Annotated in this window: 14 protein-coding genes and 1 pseudogene; 6 read left to right on the forward strand and 9 right to left on the reverse strand. The window is 63.6% G+C overall.

Going from position 1 to position 15,351, the window contains the following annotated elements; translation table 11 throughout:
• Window positions 1-221: 221 nt before the first annotated feature.
• Window positions 222-1,010: a formate/nitrite transporter family protein gene (locus ACZ9C1_RS07540; protein ID WP_111532299.1), complete on the forward strand. Its 789-nt coding sequence runs from the start codon at window positions 222-224 to the stop codon at window positions 1,008-1,010.
• A gap of 57 nt (window positions 1,011-1,067) precedes the next feature.
• Here ACZ9C1_RS07540 and ACZ9C1_RS07545 read toward each other — a convergent pair whose 3' ends face one another.
• The 5 genes from ACZ9C1_RS07545 to ACZ9C1_RS07565 form a co-directional block, all read right to left on the reverse strand.
• Complete coding sequence (locus ACZ9C1_RS07545; protein WP_102682437.1) at window positions 1,068-1,364, reverse strand: DUF3144 domain-containing protein; 297 nt, start codon at window positions 1,362-1,364, stop codon at window positions 1,068-1,070.
• 29 nt (window positions 1,365-1,393) lie between these two features.
• A complete protein-coding gene (locus tag ACZ9C1_RS07550) occupies window positions 1,394-2,029 on the reverse strand; it encodes a LysE family translocator (protein ID WP_139670502.1) in 636 nt (211 codons plus the stop codon).
• A gap of 99 nt (window positions 2,030-2,128) precedes the next feature.
• On the reverse strand, window positions 2,129-3,466 hold the full coding sequence (locus ACZ9C1_RS07555) for an MFS transporter (protein ID WP_102682435.1): 1,338 nt from the start codon (window positions 3,464-3,466) through the stop codon (window positions 2,129-2,131).
• A 43-nt stretch (window positions 3,467-3,509) separates the two neighbouring features.
• The gene (locus tag ACZ9C1_RS07560) at window positions 3,510-5,051 is read right to left on the reverse strand and encodes a class I adenylate-forming enzyme family protein (RefSeq protein WP_277504554.1); all 1,542 of its coding nucleotides are present in this window, start codon (window positions 5,049-5,051) and stop codon (window positions 3,510-3,512) included.
• A 3-nt stretch (window positions 5,052-5,054) separates the two neighbouring features.
• Window positions 5,055-6,233: an acetyl-CoA acetyltransferase gene (locus ACZ9C1_RS07565; RefSeq protein WP_277504558.1), complete on the reverse strand. Its 1,179-nt coding sequence runs from the start codon at window positions 6,231-6,233 to the stop codon at window positions 5,055-5,057.
• A 140-nt stretch (window positions 6,234-6,373) separates the two neighbouring features.
• On the opposite strand from ACZ9C1_RS07565, the gene ACZ9C1_RS07570 reads away from it, so the two are divergent.
• The 4 genes from ACZ9C1_RS07570 (at window position 6,374) to ACZ9C1_RS07585 (ending at window position 11,078) form a co-directional block, all read left to right on the forward strand.
• Window positions 6,374-6,946: a LuxR C-terminal-related transcriptional regulator gene (locus tag ACZ9C1_RS07570; RefSeq protein WP_102682432.1), complete on the forward strand. Its 573-nt coding sequence runs from the start codon at window positions 6,374-6,376 to the stop codon at window positions 6,944-6,946.
• A 91-nt stretch (window positions 6,947-7,037) separates the two neighbouring features.
• Window positions 7,038-7,538: a sigma-70 family RNA polymerase sigma factor gene (locus tag ACZ9C1_RS07575; protein WP_046855312.1), complete on the forward strand. Its 501-nt coding sequence runs from the start codon at window positions 7,038-7,040 to the stop codon at window positions 7,536-7,538.
• Between the two features lie 10 nt (window positions 7,539-7,548).
• A complete protein-coding gene (locus ACZ9C1_RS07580; RefSeq protein ID WP_214501795.1) occupies window positions 7,549-8,484 on the forward strand; it encodes a FecR domain-containing protein in 936 nt (311 codons plus the stop codon).
• A 110-nt stretch (window positions 8,485-8,594) separates the two neighbouring features.
• Window positions 8,595-11,078, forward strand: coding sequence for a TonB-dependent siderophore receptor (locus ACZ9C1_RS07585; protein WP_476253829.1), 2,484 nt, complete (start codon window positions 8,595-8,597; stop codon window positions 11,076-11,078).
• 103 nt (window positions 11,079-11,181) lie between these two features.
• Here the strand turns inward: ACZ9C1_RS07585 and ACZ9C1_RS07590 are convergent, their stop codons facing one another.
• The 4 genes from ACZ9C1_RS07590 to ACZ9C1_RS07605 form a co-directional block, all read right to left on the reverse strand.
• Window positions 11,182-12,111 carry an alpha/beta fold hydrolase gene (locus ACZ9C1_RS07590; RefSeq protein WP_476253830.1) on the reverse strand — a complete coding sequence of 310 codons (930 nt, stop codon included), beginning with the start codon at window positions 12,109-12,111 and terminating at the stop codon, window positions 11,182-11,184.
• A 233-nt stretch (window positions 12,112-12,344) separates the two neighbouring features.
• Complete coding sequence (locus ACZ9C1_RS07595) at window positions 12,345-12,632, reverse strand: DUF3077 domain-containing protein (RefSeq protein WP_198754240.1); 288 nt, start codon at window positions 12,630-12,632, stop codon at window positions 12,345-12,347.
• A gap of 215 nt (window positions 12,633-12,847) precedes the next feature.
• Window positions 12,848-13,105 carry a hypothetical protein gene (locus ACZ9C1_RS07600; RefSeq protein ID WP_110702331.1) on the reverse strand — a complete coding sequence of 86 codons (258 nt, stop codon included), beginning with the start codon at window positions 13,103-13,105 and terminating at the stop codon, window positions 12,848-12,850.
• A gap of 366 nt (window positions 13,106-13,471) precedes the next feature.
• Complete coding sequence (locus ACZ9C1_RS07605) at window positions 13,472-13,867, reverse strand: RidA family protein (protein ID WP_476253831.1); 396 nt, start codon at window positions 13,865-13,867, stop codon at window positions 13,472-13,474.
• A 141-nt stretch (window positions 13,868-14,008) separates the two neighbouring features.
• Between ACZ9C1_RS07605 and ACZ9C1_RS07610 the strand changes: the two are divergent.
• Window positions 14,009-14,924, forward strand: a pseudogene (locus tag ACZ9C1_RS07610) (LysR family transcriptional regulator).
• The last annotated feature ends 427 nt before the right edge of the window (window positions 14,925-15,351 follow it).

The raw sequence follows: 15,351 nt of genomic DNA on the forward strand, positions 1-15,351 counted from the left end.
GTGGTATAGCACAGCGCGGCTGAACAACCGCACCTCATAGATGCGCTCTATCAACTCATCCAGCCTATCGATTTGACCGCGTCAAATTGCCTCAGATAACGTGCCGCCCGCTTCGAAGTTGCCTGTTCCCTCCACCACGAGCCGAACCGCGCTGGCCTCGTCCCATCGTTACCAGATCCGTCCAATGGTACCGCCGTTATCCTTGCGTTCGAGTTGTTGAAATGTCTGTGAATACCCCCTCCCGGATCACCGAGCTGGTCATCGAAGCCGGCACCCGCAAAGCCCACCTGCCCACCCGCGCCACCTTGATTCTCGGCTTCCTGGCCGGCGCGTTCATTTCCCTGGGCTTTCTGCTGGCGATCCACGTCAGCACCATGATTCCCCCGCAGTGGGCCTCGTTCGGCACACTGCTCGGCGCCGCGGTGTTTCCCATCGGCCTGATCCTGGTGATCCTGGCCGGTGGCGAACTGCTCACCGGCAACATGATGAGCCTGCCCCTGGCGATGTTCGCCGGGCGTATCCGCCTGCGGGCGGTGGCGCGCAACTGGACCCTGGTGACCCTGGCCAACCTGCTGGGTGCGCTGTTCGTCGCCTACTGCTTCGGCCATCTGCTGGGGCTGACCGAGGGCGCGTATCTGGGCAAGACCCTGGCCGGCGCCACCAGCAAGGTCAGCGCCGACTTCCTGCACGCGTTCGTCTCCGGTATCGGCTGCAACTGGCTGGTATGCCTGGCGGTGTGGCTGTCCTACGCCAGCCGCGAGATGAGCGGCAAGATCCTCGGCATCTGGTTCCCGATCATGGCCTTCGTCGCCATCGGCTTCCAGCATGTGGTGGCCAACATGTTCCTGATCCCGGCGGCGATCTTCGCCGGCTACCTGAGCTGGGGGCAGTTGGCGGAGAACCTGGCGGCGGTGTTCCTGGGCAACGCCGTGGGTGGGGCGATCTTTGTCGGCCTGGCCTACTACGTGTCGTTCGGCGTGCCTGCGCAGGAACAAGGCGCATTGCATTGATGCCACCCCACCGAAGCGGTGGGGTTTTTTTCGTCGATGTCCTGGTTGCGTGCGAGCTCAGCTGTCCTTGCCCAGCACATAGCGGTCGAAGTGCTGGATATGCTCGTCAAGGTTGTCTTCGAGCATCATCCGGTACTGCTCGCTGAAGTACTTCAGCAACTCCTCGCGCGCCGCAGCCATCTCCGCCGCGGACTTGAAACTGCGGGCCGCCATCCAGGCATTGAAGCGGCTGGCGGCGAAGGTCATCGAAGCGCTGACCTTGCCGAGGTCCTCGAGCTTTTCGATCTGCTGGTTGGCCAGTTCCACATGCGCATCGGCGCGGTCGTAGAAGGCCTGGTCGGTGGCTTGTGCCATGGAAATCTACCTATCGGAAAACGTTGGGCTCAGGCGGTCTTGGCCTGAACGGTGAACAGGCTGGCCCCCAGCGTCATGAACGACACGCCGAACAGGCGATTCATCAGGCGGGCGCGGTTCGGTGCCGCCAGCTTGCGCTTCAACGCCTGGGCCAGGAGGACATAGAAAGCATGGGCCAGGATCGAGCACAGGGCGAAGGTGCCGACCAGCAGCCCGAGCTGACTATCGGCGCCGTTGCCCGTTCCCATGAACTGCGGCAAGAAGGCGGCAAAGAACAGGATGGCTTTCGGGTTGGTCAACGCCACCGTCACGCCGTTGAGCATCAGCCGGCGGTTGCTGACCAGGGCCTTGACCGGTTGCTCGAGCTGGTCGAAGGCACTGCTGCGGCTTTTCCACTGCTTGACGCCGAGGTAGATCAGGTAGCTCGCGCCCACCACCTTGAGCAGCAGGAAGGCACTGGCCGAGGTCTGCAGCAGTACCCCGAGGCCCGCACTGGTGGCGGTGGACACCACCAGCAGCCCGAGCGCATTGCCCAGCGAACCGAGCATCGCCCGCCTCGGCCCGTGCGATAGCGAGTTGGACAACGCCATGATGACACCCGGGCCTGGCGACAAGGTCACCACCATCGAGACAACGACAAATCCGAACCAATCGTGCAGCGACATCCTTGTACATCCTCGGGCCGATTACCTGAGGCGGCGACTGTAACAGAATGCCGCCCCGCTCCGGAATTGGCGCTGCGCCTGATAGCCCCCCCTGCTACATCAAGCCTGAGAATCCGCCAGCACCGTCCCCACCGGACGTTCTTGCGTCGGTGCACGGTTGCAGGCCACGAAGTCCTCCTGGCGCAGCACCACCAGCGCCAGCAGCGACGCCACGCCGGTGCCCACGTAGAAGTACCACGGCGCGGTGATATCCCCGGTCACCTTGATCAGCCAGGTGGAGATCAGCGGCGCGCTGCCGCCGAACACCGCCACCGGGATGTTGTAGGCCATGGCGATGCCGGTGGAGCGGATGCGCGTCGGCAGCAGCTCGCTCATCAGCGCGTAGGTCGACGACGCATACAGCCCGAACAGGATCGCCACCGCCATCAGCGGCCAGAACAGAGTGGCCGGTGTGGCGCCCGGCGCGGTCTTGAAGAACCAGTACATGGCCAGGGTCGCCAACGTGCCGATCACCATCAGGAACGGCTTGCGCCCGTAGCGGTCGGTGAAGGCGCCGCCGAAAGGCATCACCAGCGCCGCCGACAGGCTGGCGACAAACACATAGAGCAAGGTGGTGCCGCTGTCGAACTTCAGCGTGTTGGACATGTAGGTCGAGGCGAAGGTCAGCACCAGGTAGAAGATCGAGCTGTGCAAGGTGATGATGAAGAACACCAGGGCAATCGAACGCTTCCACTGCCACACCTCGCGCAGCGGCGCCTTGGAGGTCTGCCCGGCTTCCACCAGGGCGAGGAACTCCGGGCTGTCCTCGAGCTTCAGGCGGATATACAGCGAGATGAAACCCAGGGGCCCGGCAATCAGGAACGGAATCCGCCAGCCCCATTCCTGCATCAGCTCGGCGCCCAGGGCCCAGGTCATGCCATTGGCCACCGCACCGCCCAGCAGCAGGCCGAGCACCGCGGTGACCATCAGCCAGCAGGTGGCGAAACCCCGACGGCCGGGGCCGGCGTATTCGGAGATGAAGCTGGTGATGGTGCCAATCTCGCCCCCGGCGGAGAAGCCCTGTACACAGCGGATCAGCACCAGCAGCACCGGCGCGGCGATGCCGATGCTGGCGTAGGTCGGCAGCAGGCCGAGCAGGAAGGTGGAGCCGGCCATCATCACCAGCACCGTGATCAGCGTGCGGCGGCGGCCGATCTTGTCCGCCAGCGGGCCGAAGAACAGCCCGCCCAAGGGCCGGATGAAGAAGCTCAGGGCAAAGGCCGCGAAGCTCGCCAGCAAGCTGCTGGTAGGGTCGTCGGAAACAAAGAAGGCCTTGCCGATATACAAGGCCAGGAAGCCGTAGACGCCGTAGTCGTACCACTCGATCAGGTGGCCGGTGGTGGCGCCGATGAAAGCCCGGCGCCGTTGGCGCTGGGTGTTGGCGGGTGACATGCCCATGCGGGTAACTCCTGTCGTGTCGCTTTCCATGAAATGTCGCGGCTCAAGCGCTGCCGAGCGACCCGTCCGGGTCCTGCAGCCATTGGCGCAACTGGGTCTTGAGAATCTTGCCATAGCTGTTTTTCGGCAGCTCGGCGCAGAACAGGTACTTCTTCGGTTTCTTGAACGAGGCCATACGCGCCAGGAACCACTCATTGAGGGTCCGCGCATCGAGGCTGCCTGCCGTGCGCGGCACAACGAAGGCCACCACCGACTCGCCCCACTCGGCGTCGGCTTCGCCCACCACGCAGGCCTCGAACACTTCGGGGTGCTGGATCAGCACTTCCTCGACCTCGCGGGGATAGATGTTGCTGCCCCCGGAAATGATCACGTCCTTGCTGCGGTCGGTCAGCGACAGGTAGCCCTGGCCGTCGAGAAAGCCGATATCGCCGGTGTGCAGCCAGCCGTCCACCAGGGCCGTCGCGGTGGCCTGGGGATTGTCCCAGTAACCCTGCATCACCACCGGGCCGCGCACGACGATCTCCCCTGCCTCGCCAGCCGCCGTCTCCCGGCCCGCGCCATCGACCACGCGCACCTCCACGCAGGCCTGGGCCCGACCAACGGAAGCGGCGATGGCTGGCCAGCCCGGGTTGCCACGGTCGGCGATGGCCTCGCGGGACAATGCGCTGATGGTCATCGGGCATTCGCCCTGGCCGTAGATCTGCACCAGGCGCGGGCCGAAGGTATCCAGGGCATCCACCAGGTCCGCCAGGTACATCGGGCCGCCGCCGTAGACGATGGTCTTGATGCCTTCGCCGGCGTAGCCCTGCTGGCGTGCCTGCTCGACCATGCGCTTGACCATGGTCGGCGCGGCGAACAGGCTGACCTGCGCGAGCGATCGCGCCAGGGTGAACAGCTCCGTCGCCTGAAAGCCCCGGGACAGGGGCACCACGTGCCGGGCGCCGCAACGCACGTGGATGAAGTTGTAAAGCCCTGCGCCGTGGGACATCGGCGCGGCATAGACCACGGCGTCATCGGCGGCTACCGGGTCGACATCCAGCGGATAGCACAGCGACATGGCGATCAGGTTGCCATGGGACAGCATCACCCCCTTGGAACGCCCGGTGGTGCCGGAGGTGTAGAACAGCCAGGCCAGGTCGCTGTCCAGGCGTGGGTGCGGCGCCTGCAGCTCATCGCTGGCCGGCAACCCCGGCATGCGCTGGAAAGGCGTAGCCAGCTCGCGACAGCCGTTCGGCAATGCCAGGTCGGCGAACAGCTGGCCCTCGTCGGTGAAGATCAGCCGCGCCCCGGCATTGCCGGCGATCCACGCGGCTTCCAGGGCGTGCAGCTTGTGGTTGATCGGCACCGCCACCGCACCGCACCACCAGATCGCGTAGAGCAGTTGCAGGTAGTCGCAGCTGTTCTTCATCAACAGCGCCACCCGCTCGCCCGGTTCGATGCCGTGCACGTGACGCAGCTCCAGAGCCCGTGTCCGCACCTGGGTGGCAAACATCCGGTAGTCGGCGATCTGCCGCGTCCCCTCGAACAACGCCGGCCGCTCAGGCCAACGCTGGGCCGCGTCCTGCAACCAATGGGCGATGTTCATGCCTCAGACCCTGACGGCTTGCAGCACGCTGGCGTAGTTGGCTACCGCCATGCCGCCCATGTTGAACAGCAGGCCGAACTCGGCGTTGGGCACGCCCAGGCCGATGGGCTTGCCGGTCAGCTGGGCGAAACCCAGGGCATGCATCGACACCCCGGTGGCCCCCACCGGATGCCCCTTGGCCTTGAGCCCGCCGGACAGGTTAACCGGCAAGCGCCCACCCTGGCGCACGATGCCGTCGTCCAGGGCGCGGTGCCCCTCGCCACGCGGCGCCAGGCCCATGGCTTCGTAGATCAGCAGTTCGGCGATGGTGAAGCAGTCGTGCACCTCGGCGAAACTCAGGTCGTTGAGGGTCACCCCCGCCTCGCGCAGCGCCCCGTGGATGGCCCGCTGCGGCCCCTCGAAGGCCAGCATGTCGCGGCGCGACAACGGCAGGAAGTCATTGACCTGGACCATAGAGCGGATCGCCACCTGGCGCCGCATCGAGCGGGCGCGGGCGGGCGAAGCCAGGATGATCGCCGCAGCACCGTCGCTGATCAGCGAGCAGTCGGTCAGGCGCAGGGGCGCCGCGATCAGCGGGTTGCTCGGCGACACCTGGTTGCAGTGCTCGAAGTCCATCACCCGGTGCATCTGCGCCAGCGGGTTGGCCATGGCATTGGCGTGGTTCTTCACCGCGATCGCCGCCATCGATGCCAGTGGGCTGTGGTAACGCTCGGTGTATTGCTGGGCAACCTGGCCGAACAGCTGGGCAAAACTCAGGCCGGCCTCCTGCAAGGCGTTCTGGTAACCGGCGCCGGCCAACGCCCGGGTGACCTCGACCGTGCTGTTGCCGGTCATCTTCTCCGCGCCGACCACCAGCACCAGCTCGGCGGCGCCGCTGCAGATCGCGTTGATCCCGGCCTGGATCGCCGCCGAGCCCGAGGCGCAGGCGTTCTCACAGCGGGTGGCGGGCTTGAAGCGCAGCTGGGGGTCGGCCTGCAGCATCAGCGAGGCGGGGAAGCCGTCGGCCACCAGGCCCGAGTTGAAGTGGCCGAGAAACAGCGCGTCGATCTCGGCGGCGTCGATACCTGCATCCTGCAAGGCATCGCGGGTGACCTGGACGATCAGGTCCTCGAGGTTCAGGCCATCCAGGCGACCGAAAGGGCTGTGCGCGGCGGCGACGATGGCGATGGAATCTTGGAACATGGTGTTTTCTTCTGTCCTTGAAGCGGGTATTGCATACAATGTGGCAGCACCCGAATCCCACGCTAGTTGGGGCAACTACGTACACGAGTAAGTAGTGATGCTTACGGGACATGACCCCAAGCACCGAGGCAGGAAGCCTGATGACCGTACCCACCCACGCCTCCCCGGACCTCGAGCGCCTGGCGTTCCAGGTGTCACCCGCGCCGCAACTGATCACCGGCCACCGGCGCATGCTCGACTGCAACGAGGCCTTTGCCCGGCTGTTCGGCTACACCCGCGAGGAGCTGCGCGGGCACCTGACCCTGCTGCTCTACCCTTCCCACGCCGACTACCAGAGCATTGGCGAGCGCAGCGAGCACTGGCTGCGCAACGGTCTGGGCGCCTTCTATTCGGACGAGCGTTTCATGCAGCACCGCAACGGCGAGGTGTTCTGGGCCCGGGCCCAGGGCTTTACGCTAACGGCAGAGGATCCGTTCAAGCTGATGATCTGGCATTTCGAACGGCTCGACCGGCAGCCGGCACCCGCGGTGCAACTGACGCCGCGTGAACGGCAGATTTCGTCGCATATCGTGAACGGGCTGACCTGCAAGGAAGTGGCGCGGCAACTGGGGATATCGCATCGGACGGTGGAAGTGCATCGGGCGCGGCTGATGAAGAAGTTGCAGGCGAAGAACAGTGCGGAGTTGGTATCGAGGATAATTTTCATCAGTTGAGCTGGATGCGACAGGCCGGCCGGACCTTGCAATCCCCCCGCCACCCCGAGACAATGCGAGCAATTACCATTTACACCTTGGATCCCGCTCTATGTCGACGCTCGACCGCTCGGCGCTTCACCAGCTGTACTGCGAAAACAACGGCTGGCTGAAAAGCTGGCTGCGCGCACGCCTGGGCAATGCCGCCGATGCGTCCGACCTGGCCCACGACACCTTCCTGCGGGTGATGACTGCCCGCAACCAAGGCCCCATTCGCGAGGCGCGCAGCTACCTCAGCGCCATTGCCCGCGCGCTGCTGATCGACAAAGTCAGGCGCCGCGCCATCGAGCAGGCCTACCTGCAGGCCCTGGCCCTGCGCCCGGAGCCGGTCGAAGTGTCGCCGGAGACGCGCCTGTCGATCATCGAAATGCTGGTAGCGGTCGATGCACTGCTCGACGAGCTCGGCCCCAGGACCCGTGACATCTTCCTCGCGGTGCAACTGGAAGGGCTGACCTACGCGGCGGTCGCCGAACGCTTCGATGTATCGATCACCACAGTCAAGAACCACCTGATCCGGGCCATGACCCGCTGCCTGCTGGTGGTCGACAATTGAGGGCCGGCCAGTGGACCTGAAAACCCTCGAGGCGGCCGCGACCTGGTACGTGCAACTCAATGACGGTGATGCCGACATAGCACGGGCCCAGGCCTGGCGGGATTGGCTGGCCGCAAGCCCCGCGCATGCCGAAGCCTGGTCGCGGGTGGAGAAACTCCAACACCAGTGGTCAACGGTGCCGCGCCAGGCTGCGCTGTCAGGCCTGGGCGCGGCCCAGGCGCAGCGCCGCGAGGTGCTCAAGGTGCTGGGCCTGCTACTGGCCGTCGGTGGCGGTACCTGGTTGGCCAGCGAGCAGGTGCCCTATCGCGCCCTGCTCGCCCAGCAGCGCACCGGCAGCAGTGAACGGCGCTCGCTGCGCCTGGACGACGGTTCGCAGCTGGAGCTGAACGTCGACACCGCCCTCGACGTGCGCTTCGACGCCCAGGTGCGGGCGATCCAGTTGTATCGCGGCGAGATCCTGATCAGCACCGCCAGCGACGCCGCCCGCCGCCCGTTCATCGTGCACACCGACAACGGCAGCGTGCGTGCGCTGGGCACGCAGTTCAGCGTGCGCCAAACAGCGCAGCAGACACAGGTCGGCGTATTGCAGTCCGCCGTCGAGATACGCCCGCAACGCCACCTCGACCAGGTGTTGCGCCTGGACGCCGGCCAACAGGCCGGCTTTGACCGCGACGCGATCGGCCGCGCACAAGCCCTGCCCGCCGATTCCGCGGCCTGGGTGCAGGGCATGCTCAGCGTGAACGACTGGCGCCTGGGCGATTTCATCGCCGAACTGGGCCGCTACCGTCCCGGCGTGCTGCGTTGCGCGCCGTCCGTCCAAGGCATGCGCATTTCTGGCTCGTTCGCCATCGATGACACCGATATCGCCTTGGCGAACCTGCCGAAATCCCTGCCCGTGAGGGTGCGCTACCTGAGCCGTTACTGGGTCAACGTCGAACCTGCCTGAGCCCGGTGCAAAAAAAATTTTCCGCAATCTTGCTGATTTCGATTCTCGTCCGTCCATGACACAAGCCGCGACGACAGCGACTTTCCGCCATGACACGCAAGGATCACCCAATGCCCCTGCTCCAGCCCAGCACCCGCCTGCGCCACGCCATCCACCGGTTCACCCTCGGCCTGTCCCTCGCCACCGCGCCTGGCCTGATGTTCGCGCCGGTCGACGCCCTGGCCGTCAGCCAGACCGCCTACCACATCGCAGCCGGCCCCCTGGGCAACGCCATCAGCCAGTTCGGCGTGCAGGCGGGGGTGACCATTTCGTTCGACACCGAGCAGACCCGCCATCTCTCCACCCCTGGGCTCGACGGCAGCTACAGCGTCGAGGAAGGCCTGCTGCGCCTGCTCGGCAGCAGCGGGCTGCAAGCCCAGCGGCAGGGCAATGGCGGCTATGTGCTGGTCCCGGCTGACAATGGCCCCGCGATCGAGCTGGGACCGTTGACCATCGACGCCAACCGCCTCGACGCCACCAGCGAGGGCACCCAGTCCTATGCAGCGCGGGCGGTGACCATCGGCAAAGGCGTGCATACGCTCAAGGAGACACCGCAGTCGGTCACGGTCATGACCCGCAAGATGCTCGACGACCAGAACCTCAACACCCTGGAACAGGTGCTCGACAAGACCCCCGGCATCACCGTCTACGACTCGCCCATGGGCGGCAAGTACTTCTACTCGCGCGGTTTCAACCTCGACGGCCAGTACCAGTACGACGGCGTACCGCTGGACGTGGGCGGCAACTATGTGCAGGCCAACAGCTTCTCCAGCGACATGGCCTTCTACGACCGGGTCGAGATCCTCAAGGGCGCGGCCGGCATGATGAAAGGTTCCGGCTCATCGGCAGGCGGCGTCAACTTCGTGCGCAAACGTGGACAGGACAAGGCCCAGACCACACTGACCCTGTCCGCCGGCACCTGGGACAACTATCGCGGCCAGGTGGACGTTGGCGGCCCGCTGAACGAATCGGGTACCGTGCGCGGCCGCGCCGTGGCCACCCTGCAGGATCGCCAGTACTTCTACGACAATGCCAAGCGCCAGGACCAGGTGCTGTACGGTGCCCTGGACTGGGACGTGACGCCTGACACCACCCTGGGCGTCGGCCTGGCCTATGAAGACATCGATGCCTCGCCCTGCTACACCGGCCTGCCCCGCTATGCCGATGGCAGCGACCTGAAGCTGTCGCGCTCCACCTGCCTGGGTGCCAGCTGGAACGACCTGCAAAGCCAGCGCATCACAGGTTTCGCCGATCTCAAGCATCGCTTCAATGACGACTGGACGCTCAACTTCGCCTCGGTCTACACCCACAACAACCAGAACCTCGAGTACGGCTACTCCGAAGGCGCGGTACCGGTCGGCGCCAGCAGTGCCGGTATCCGCCGCCATGTCGGGCGTTTCGACTACGACCAGGACGACTACGGCTTCGATAGCTACGTCGACGGCAAGTTCGAGGCATTCGGTCTCGAGCACGAGTTGATCGTCGGCGCCAACGCCAGCCGCCAGAAGACCCACGATTACTTCGCGCTGATGCCGCTCAACGGTACCCAGAACCCCTTCGACCCGTCACCGGCCTTTCCACACCCCTCCAAGGACGAGTTTCTGGCCAACCCCAGCCGTGGCGGCAGCGAACCCACCGACTCAACCACCACCCAGTACGGCACCTATGCCACCCTGCGCCTGAAGCTGGCCGAGCCGCTGACCCTGGTGCTCGGCACGCGGGTGAGTTGGTACCGCAACGAAAGCGACTCCTACACCCAGGCCTGGGACTACTGGGTGCACAACCGCAGCCAGGAAAACGGCCAGGTCACGCCTTTCGCCGCAGTGCTCTATGACCTCAATGATGAGTGGACTGCCTACGCCAGCTACGCGGACATTTTCCAGCCGCAGAGCAACCTGGTGAACGCCCAGGGCCAGGCCCTGCAACCGAAGACCGGCGCCAACTACGAGCTGGGCATCAAGGGTGAACTGTTCGGCGGTGCGCTCAACACCGCCTTCAACCTGTTCCGCACCATTGAAGAGCACCGCGCCGAAACCGACTTCGTCGACACCTGCAAGGGTTCGGGCGACCAGTACTGCTACACCGACAGCGGCAAGGTGCGCGCCCAAGGCTTCGAGGCCGAGGTCAGCGGCTCGCCCATCGAGCGCCTGCAACTGCTGGCGGGCTACACCTACACCCAGACCAAGTACCTGAACACCATCAACCCGACCGACCCGACCGAGCTCAACTTCACGTCCAGCTTCATCCCGCGACACATGCTCAAGGTCTGGGGCGACTACCAGCTCGCCGGCGCGCTTGACCGCTGGACCGTGGGGGCCGGGGTATCCAGCCAGAGCGAGAACTTCCGCCGCCAGGGCAACCTGAGCATCGAGCAAGCGGGCTACACGCTGTGGAGCGGCCGCGTGCAGTACCGCCTGGACGAACACTGGAGCCTGGCGCTGAACGGCAACAACCTGCTGGACAAGCGCTATTACGCCACCGTGGGTGCGACAGGCTGGGGCAACCACTACGGCGAGCCGCGCAACTTCATGTTGACGCTCAAGGGGAGTTTCTGATGGGTGCAGGGACGTAAGCGCCAGGCCTTTCCAGGTGTTCGCCGCGAAGGCTTCTGTGCCTCGAGCGCCGCCCGCGCGGCGCTCGTTCTCATAGCCACTTACGTCATTGCCCGCGCTCTGCTCCCGGCTTGAGGAAAGCCGAAACAGCGCTGGCAAACCGCGCCGGTTGGTCGAGCATGACGAAATGAAAACTGTCATCGATCCGGGTGAAATGGATATCAGGTGTCGAAGCATAGGCCCGACGGAACGTTGCATCGACGCTGGATGCAGGTACGCCGTAAAAAGCATCGTATGCATACACGACCTCAACCGGAGCACTGATACGACCAAGTTCAGGACGCAAGTCAGTGACCATTAACTCATACACCGCGTCGGCCACAGTCTTGCGATCAGAACTGATCCCCGCAGAAATCAGCCCTGGTCTTACCGCCTCGGTTTTGGCGAGTCGGGCGATGGATGCACTCTGCATCGCTTCGTTCTGCTCCGGCGATGCTGCCAACAGCGAACTGCGCATCGCTGCAGCCTGCACGGTAGCGGTTTCGCTGGTGGCGGAAGGATCGATCAGCAACGTATAGAACGGCAACGCATCGACGATCATCAAGCGACCGACCTGATCGGGATGGCGAGCCCCCAGCATGAGTGCAACCTCTCCCCCCAGCGAGTGACCGATGATCACGGGTGCCTCGATATGCTGGGTGCGGATGTAATCAGCAATGGCCTCGGCCACTGGAGCGACCACTTTCCCTTCGCTATCGGACACCGCAGGCAAACCGGCGAAGCCTGCAAGCTGCACGAGGTGAAGGCGGTGGTTCTCGCGTAACCGAGTAGCAAGGTCAGCCCATACCTCGCGGGACGATGCCAGCCCCGGAATCAGGATCACATCCCTGCCCGCGCCTTCGACCTGGACCGAGATACGCTGCTGGTCAGCGCGCCCTGTTGACGGAGACGGAGGTTGGCTGGGTGACGCCGATAGCGACGGCGACATCAACGACAAGGTGGTCCCGATTGTCGCGAGGATCATTGCAATACGCATCGGATTCCCCTCCCTATGCGATGTGCTGTTTGTTTCATGGCCACTCCTTTGACTGATGAGAGCTAGTGTGGTGTTTTGCAAATACGACCAATAAATCGCCGTGAGTTATGGTCGTATTTGTGAAACACCACGCTAGGCACTATACGGGCTTGTCGCCACGATAGGAGGTGTCAAGGACATTCGAGCACGGCCTGGGGGATGCGCTGCCCGTCCCCAGACCATCGGGCTCTGTTTCACACCTTCTTCAAAATCCCCATATGGGCATCATCCATCAATGCCTTGGCCATATCGCTCAGGTAGTGCGAGGCCCAGACCAGCACCGGTTCGTTGTCCATCACACCGATAAAGGAAGCCCGGCGGGCGCTGTCGAGCAATACGGAAGCCTGCTCCATGGCGTGGTTCGCGCAGTTGCCGGGCTCTACGCGGAACAGCCGCGTACCTTTGGTTGCGCCTTCCAGGCAGGTGCAGGTGCCGACGGTCCAGCCGAGCTGGCCGTGGTCTGCAGGGGTTTCGTTGTCCATCTGCGAAATCCTCGGGTGTCTTTGATGTAGCGGGTTCGAAGACCGGGTTGCACGCCGACTGGTTATGCATCAAATGCGTGGAAGCGGGCTTGCCCCGATGTAAAGGATGTCTTCGGTCGTACACCCGCGATGAGGCAAGTCCAGGTGATGACGGGAATCGCATCAGCAGTTTCACTGATCCGAGCGCCCACTCTCACCAGTCCGTGGCGGCTCTGTCAGTGCAGAGTGTATGACGGCGGTCGCGTACTCATGTGGAGCTGGGCAAGTGCCGACTCCAGCAATGTGCGGGTGGCGTCAAGCTCGTGCATCATCGTCAACATCACCAAAGTGGCCGGTGATTTCGGCAGGTGATTGAACGATTGATGGGCGACGGCCAGCGCGCACATGACGTACTCGGTGGCCTGGACCAGGGTGTCTTCAAGGAGATGGGGGGATTCGGTGGACGGTGGTGGATCCGGGACGATCTTGAGCATAAGTACCTCGCAATGCATTAGTCAGACCGCCACCTTTTCACTTGCAGGTGAAAGGTGGCAGCTACGTGCAGGTCTGCAAGACCGGGGCATTACGAGGCGAAAACCCGGCTGACCAAAAGGTCACCCGCACGTAGCCACCATAAAGCGAGACCCACGACTCAACGCCGAGGCTCATGGTGAGCACCATCGTAATACCGCGCAGGCTTGCAGACCTGGTCGTTGATTTGGCAACGACCCAGCGAGACTAGCCGCCACTTCGAGGGCGCAACAGTGGCCAAAGCATGCTTCGGAAACGGACTACTCGAAATAGGGAAAATCTTATTCATGCCTGTAGGACGCGTTATGAACGTGCCCCCTACCCCATTACTATTGCGGCAGTTTCGCGATCACCTTGATTTCGAAGTCGAAGCCGGACAGCCAGGTCACGCCGACAGCGGTCACCGTGGGATAAGGCGCCTCGCCCCAATATTCGGCTGCAACCTCCCAGATGGTTTCGAATGTCGAGTCGGGGTCGACCATGAAGATGGTCGTATCAACCACATCCTCGAAACTACCACCGGCCTCGGCCAGGATCGCGTTGAGATTGGCAAAGGCCAGGCGAACCTGCGCCGCGAGGTCCGGCTCGGCCGAACCATCCTTGCGGCTGCCGACCTGACCGGATACGAACAGAAAACCATTGGAGCGAATCGCCGGTGAGTAGCGGTGCAACTCGTACAAAGCATGGCGATCTGGCGGGAAAACGACATCACGTTTGCTGGACATGGCCTACCTCGTTCTGGGCCATCGCGGCCCGGTGTTTACGGTCAGGCCACTATAAAAAGGCCCTCTACCCTGGATAAACGGGCAGTTCTGGCCAGGACTGTTTGTATACTCCAAACAATCCAGGTGCCAACGAGGCGTGGAATGGACCGATTCGATGCAATGCAGGCGTTTGCCCGGGTGGTGGAAACCGGCAGTTTCACCAAGGCGGCCGCTACCCTGCACATGAGCAAGACCACCGTGACGCAGCTCATTCAGCAGTTGGAAGCAAGGCTGCGCGTGCGCCTGCTCAACCGCACCACGCGCAAGGTCAATGTCACCGCCGACGGCGCGGCCTACTACGAACGTGTCGTCCGGTTACTGGCAGACATGGACGACGCCGAGACCAGCTTGTCCAGCGCGTCGATGGCGCCGCGCGGCCCGGCTGCGGGTGGATGTACCCAGCCCGCTGGCGCGAATGCTGCTCATACCTGCCTTGCCGGGGTTCTTTGCACGTTATCCGGAAATCCAGCTGACGGTGGGCGTGAGCGATCGCATCGTCGACATCATTGGTGAAAACATTGACTGCGTGGTGCGTGGCGGCGAGATCACCGACCAGTCCTTGGTGGCAAGGCATGTGGGCGATCTGAAACTCGGCATCTATGCCACGCCCGGTTATCTGCAGCGCTTCGGGACACCGGCGCACCCCCTTGAGCTGGAGGAAGGCCAGCACAAAACCGTTGGCTTTCTCTGGTTTCGTACAGGCAAAACTTTGCCCTACGCGATGCACCGTGGTGATGAACGCTTGGAGGTCCAGGCGCGCCCGCAACTGACGGTCGATGACGGCAATGCGTACCTTGCCGCCGGCCTGGCTGGCCTCGGGATGCTCTGGCTGCCGCAGTACATGGCCAAACCCCACCTGATCAGCGGCGAACTGCTGCCACTGTTCGAAGACTGGCACATGTCGCCGATGCCGATGTACCTGGCCTTCCCGCCGAATCGCCATGTCAGCGCCAAGGTGCGGGTGTTTATCGAGTGGATAACCGAATTGATGGTCGAGCATGCGCCGGTGAGAGGCTGAAAACAGGAGCAAGGCCGCTCCAGAACCAGGCACTCCGAATTCCCGCTTTTGCCCGTTTTCTGACAGTGCGCTGGAGGCCAACTATGAGTCGTTAGCGGCATTTCGTGACTGGCCGCTTCCGACCCAAAGCGGTCGTAATGCAGCTTCCGAATTAGGGCTTGAATGGATCAATCCAGCCGGGCCGAAGTCCTGCCTCGAATTCTATGCGTACGTAGGCGAGCGACTCTGCGCACCCCATTTCCGCCTCGATAGCACCTATGCATCCCCAGCAATCTCCGCCGGTATTGCCGGATAGTGGATCTTCCGGATTGTCGAGTAGGCATCCGCAGATCGTGCAGTATTCGGTTTTTTTGCTGTTCTTCACAATACGCTCCGTTTAGGCGGCTCACTGCCTGCCCCGAGGGGCAGCTATCGACCCATTGCAGCC

Source organism: Pseudomonas sp. TE21435 (assembly GCF_056279265.1).

Excerpts from the sequence above, each read along its gene's own strand:
- ACZ9C1_RS07540 (WP_111532299.1), top strand. The coding sequence starts at position 222 with ATGTCTGTGAATACCCCCTCCCGGATCACCGAGCTGGTCATCGAAGCC.
- ACZ9C1_RS07570 (WP_102682432.1), top strand. The coding sequence starts at position 6,374 with ATGACCGTACCCACCCACGCCTCCCCGGACCTCGAGCGCCTGGCGTTC.
- ACZ9C1_RS07550 (WP_139670502.1), bottom strand. The coding sequence starts at position 2,029 with ATGTCGCTGCACGATTGGTTCGGATTTGTCGTTGTCTCGATGGTGGTG.
- ACZ9C1_RS07585 (WP_476253829.1), top strand. The coding sequence starts at position 8,595 with ATGCCCCTGCTCCAGCCCAGCACCCGCCTGCGCCACGCCATCCACCGG.
- ACZ9C1_RS07545 (WP_102682437.1), bottom strand. The coding sequence starts at position 1,364 with ATGGCACAAGCCACCGACCAGGCCTTCTACGACCGCGCCGATGCGCAT.
- ACZ9C1_RS07555 (WP_102682435.1), bottom strand. The coding sequence starts at position 3,466 with ATGGGCATGTCACCCGCCAACACCCAGCGCCAACGGCGCCGGGCTTTC.
- ACZ9C1_RS07590 (WP_476253830.1), bottom strand. The coding sequence starts at position 12,111 with ATGCGTATTGCAATGATCCTCGCGACAATCGGGACCACCTTGTCGTTG.
- ACZ9C1_RS07565 (WP_277504558.1), bottom strand. The coding sequence starts at position 6,233 with ATGTTCCAAGATTCCATCGCCATCGTCGCCGCCGCGCACAGCCCTTTC.
- ACZ9C1_RS07605 (WP_476253831.1), bottom strand. The coding sequence starts at position 13,867 with ATGTCCAGCAAACGTGATGTCGTTTTCCCGCCAGATCGCCATGCTTTG.
- ACZ9C1_RS07600 (WP_110702331.1), bottom strand. The coding sequence starts at position 13,105 with ATGCTCAAGATCGTCCCGGATCCACCACCGTCCACCGAATCCCCCCAT.
- ACZ9C1_RS07595 (WP_198754240.1), bottom strand. The coding sequence starts at position 12,632 with ATGGACAACGAAACCCCTGCAGACCACGGCCAGCTCGGCTGGACCGTC.
- ACZ9C1_RS07575 (WP_046855312.1), top strand. The coding sequence starts at position 7,038 with ATGTCGACGCTCGACCGCTCGGCGCTTCACCAGCTGTACTGCGAAAAC.
- ACZ9C1_RS07560 (WP_277504554.1), bottom strand. The coding sequence starts at position 5,051 with ATGAACATCGCCCATTGGTTGCAGGACGCGGCCCAGCGTTGGCCTGAG.